The sequence below is a fragment of the Saliniramus sp. genome (assembly GCF_035311605.1).
Lineage (GTDB): Bacteria > Pseudomonadota > Alphaproteobacteria > Rhizobiales > Beijerinckiaceae > Saliniramus.
In genome coordinates, this window is the sequence record NZ_DATGCW010000325.1 from 1 (window position 1) to 3264 (window position 3264).

Annotated in this window: 5 protein-coding genes; 1 reads left to right on the top strand and 4 read right to left on the bottom strand. The window is 62.6% G+C overall.

Going from position 1 to position 3264, the window contains the following annotated elements; genetic code table 11:
* From VKP01_RS14500 to VKP01_RS14515, 4 genes are all read right to left on the bottom strand, one after another.
* Positions 1-194 (bottom strand): hypothetical protein (locus VKP01_RS14500; protein ID WP_324413497.1); only part of this gene is annotated, 194 nt, incomplete at its 3' end.
* 114 nt (positions 195-308) lie between these two features.
* Entirely contained in the window at positions 309-1532 is a 1224-nt protein-coding gene (locus VKP01_RS14505; RefSeq protein ID WP_324413499.1) for a bifunctional alpha/beta hydrolase/OsmC family protein, read from the bottom strand.
* A 57-nt stretch (positions 1533-1589) separates the two neighbouring features.
* Positions 1590-2363 (bottom strand): TVP38/TMEM64 family protein, encoded by a 774-nt coding sequence (locus VKP01_RS14510; protein WP_324413501.1) that lies wholly within the window; start codon positions 2361-2363, stop codon positions 1590-1592.
* A 333-nt stretch (positions 2364-2696) separates the two neighbouring features.
* Positions 2697-2915 (bottom strand): hypothetical protein, encoded by a 219-nt coding sequence (locus VKP01_RS14515; RefSeq protein ID WP_324413503.1) that lies wholly within the window; start codon positions 2913-2915, stop codon positions 2697-2699.
* 101 nt (positions 2916-3016) lie between these two features.
* On the opposite strand from VKP01_RS14515, the gene VKP01_RS14520 reads away from it, so the two are divergent.
* The coding region (locus tag VKP01_RS14520) for an NTP transferase domain-containing protein (RefSeq protein WP_324413505.1) at positions 3017-3264 on the top strand (248 nt) is incomplete at its 3' end.

Below are 3264 nucleotides of genomic sequence, written 5' to 3' on the forward strand. Positions count from 1 at the left end.
CGATTACCCCGGAAGCGATCACCGTGTTGGTGCCGACCGAAATGGTCCGTGAAATCGAGAAAGGGCATGCCGGCGACCGTGACCTCCACCGGTGTGAAGCTGCGCGCCGAGGGCAGGCCCAGAAACAGCATCAATCCCGCCACGATGGCCACGGCGCGGGCATGGTGCAGCCGGAATTCCTTCTCCACCGCCACGACGAGGGCGGCGCGTCGTGACGTTTGCCACCTTGTCCGGCATGGCGCTTCCTCCCCGGCCCGGATTTCAAGCACGGGAGTGCAGGGCGATGGAAATCGCGGGCGCGTGCGGAATCACGCCTGCACGAGTTCCGTTTCGATCCGCGCCTGCGCATGCAGGGTGCGGTGGACGGGGCATTTGTCGGCGATGGCGAGCAGCGCCTGCCGGGTCTCCTCGTCGAGATCACCCGAGAGGCGGATGCGGCGGTGGAAGACGTCGATCTTGCCCGGATTCGCCTCGCAGCCCTCGCAATCCGCCGCATGGCTCTTCTCGTGGGTCACGTCACAGGTGACATGGGTCAGGGCGATCTTCCTGCGGCGCGCATACATGCGGATGGTCATGGTGGTGCAGGCGCCCAGCCCCGCCGAGAGCAGCTGATAGGGGCTCGGCCCGAGATCGCTGCCGCCCAGGGCTTGCGGCTCGTCGGCGACGATCTGATGTCGACCGTTCACCGTGACATCCTGACGAAAACCTGCCGGATCGGCCTCGGCCACCCGCACCACGCCCTCCGGGGCGTTGTCCGCAGATGCTTCCTCCGCAAGATCGAGATAGCGGGCCGACCAGGCAGAGATGACGTCGGCGGCATATTCTGCATCGCGCTCGCGGCTGAGCAGGTGATCGGCATCGTCGAGGGTGATGAAGCTCTTGGGATGGCGCGCGGCAGTGAAGAGTTCGGCGGCATTCTCGATCCCGACCACATGATCGCGCGGGGCATGCATCACCAGCAGCGCTGTACGCAGCTTCGCCAGAGCTGCATCGAGCCGCGCGGCGCGGACATCCTCGACAAAGTCGCGGCGGATTTCGAAGGGCCGGCCCGCAAGCTCCACCGTGGCGCTGCCATCTTCCATGACCGCAGCGAGAGAACTGCCGAAATTGTGCAGCACATGGGAGGGATCGGCCGGCGCGCCGATGGTCACGAGCGCCTTGAGTTCCGGCAGTTCCGGCGCTGCCGCGATCGCCGCCGCACCGCCAAGCGAATGGCCGATCAGAAGCTGCGGCGCCATGCCCTCATCCGCGAGCCAGCGCGCCGCCGCCACGATATCAGCTATATTTGAGGAAAACCCGGTATTTCCGAACTCGCCCTCGGAATGGCCCAGCCCCGTAAAGTCGAAGCGCAGGACGGCGATGCCGAGTGCGGCCAGCCGTCCGGCAATGCGGCGTGCGCCGGCAATGTCCTTCGAGCAGGTAAAACAATGGGCAAACAGCGCGGTGGCCCGAATCGGCCCTTCCGGAAGGTCGAGCCGCGCCGCGAGCGATGCATCGGAATGGCCTGGAAAGGTGATCTTGCGAACCCGCATGGTTGTCTCCCCCGAGAGAAATATGATTGTGCGTCATCAGATCCGCGCCTGTTGGCATCAGCGGCGCAATCCGCGCCATTCGCGCCAGCGCCGCACGCCGACGGGAATCAGGGCGAGCAGGGCGAGGCCGATGAGGGCAGTGATGATCTGCGGCGTCATCACGCTGCCCAGCGAAATCTCCTCGCCGCGCGCAAGCACGCTGCCCAGCCCCGCACCGACCGAAGAGAACACGTAGGTCGCAGGGGCAATACCGATGAAAGTGGCTGCGACGAAGCTCGTCAGCTTCAAGCCGAGGAAGGCAGGGGCGAGATTGACCACGAAGAAGGGAAAGACCGGGACCAGCCGCAGCACCAGCAGATAATTGAACCCGTCCTTGCGAAAGCCGTCGGCCATGCGTGAAACCGCTCCGCCGGCCTGCCGGCGCAGGAAATCGCCCAGCGTTGTGCGGGCGATCAGGAAAATCGCGGTCGCTCCGGCGGTGGCCCCGATGACGGTGAGCGTGCCGCCCAGCAATGTGCCGAAGAGAAATCCGCCCGTCACCGTGACAACGGCGGCGCCGGGGATCGAGACGGCAACGAAGACGGCGTAGAAAATGAGATAAGCGATGATCGCGATGGCGAAATTCTCTTCGACGAAGCGCGTGAGCGCGGCCTGGTTGTTCGCGACGGTCTGGAGGTTGACATGGGCGTCGAGGCCCAGCGCGAAGAATCCCGCGATCAGCGTGGCCAGAACCAAGAAAGGCGCGATGCGCCACAGCCCGCGCTTGCCGTTGAGCTTTGGCGGCGCGGTATCATCTGCAATATCCGTATTCTTCGTCGGGTGATCGACCATGTTCCGTCCTGACGCCTGACTATCATGCACCCGTTGCTGGTTGCTCGGTGCGTGCATCGCCACTTGAGACCCGGCTGCGTGATGATGCAAGCCCTGCGCAATCCGTTGACGGTATCGTGTACGTGCGTGAGCCGGTGGCGGATCGGGCAGGGCCCTGCGCGCCTTCTGCAAGGCATGAAGAAACATCTTCAATTTCGTCGTATTAATTTTTATTTCGAACTCTTTTATTTGGAAGGCTCTTCACGTAAGTAAAAGATTTACGCTGATTCGTGTTATCCTCATGTATTGGGTCTGATTCAAAACTGTCATGCTTGAAAAAATCTGCGGATTGACTTACATTTTTGAGTGTGATTCGGGTCTTCGTCTCTGAATCGCCCCCTTGTGGGTTCGTTTCCTCCCTTGACTTGGGCCGCAGATATTGCGGCCCTTTTTTTGAAAATCATGAAATTGAACAAAAATATCCTTTTTTCCCATTTCCCGAACGCCGATTTCGCCTGTGATGGCGTATTTGCCCGCGATTTTCGCAAGTTCCTCCAGGTTGCGTTCCCGCATGCGGCTCATCCGCGCGCATCGGGGTGCGCCCGCACATGATTGCGCCGCAGCCCGTGATCGGGCAATGACGCAGCGGGTTCTCGCAGCAATCGGAACAGGCCATGTCGCACGATTCTTCTTCCCGCACTTGCCTCGCCATCATCCTCGCCGCCGGCGAGGGCACGCGGATGCGCTCGGACAAGCCAAAGGTGATGCATGAAATCGCCGACAGGCCGATGCTCGGCCATGTGCTGAGCGCCGTTCAGGCGGCGGGCGCCACGCGCATCGCGGTTGTGGTCGGGCCCGATCGCGCCGATGTCGCCGAAGCCGCACGCGCCTTCGCGCCGGATTGCGTCATCTTCGAGCAGCG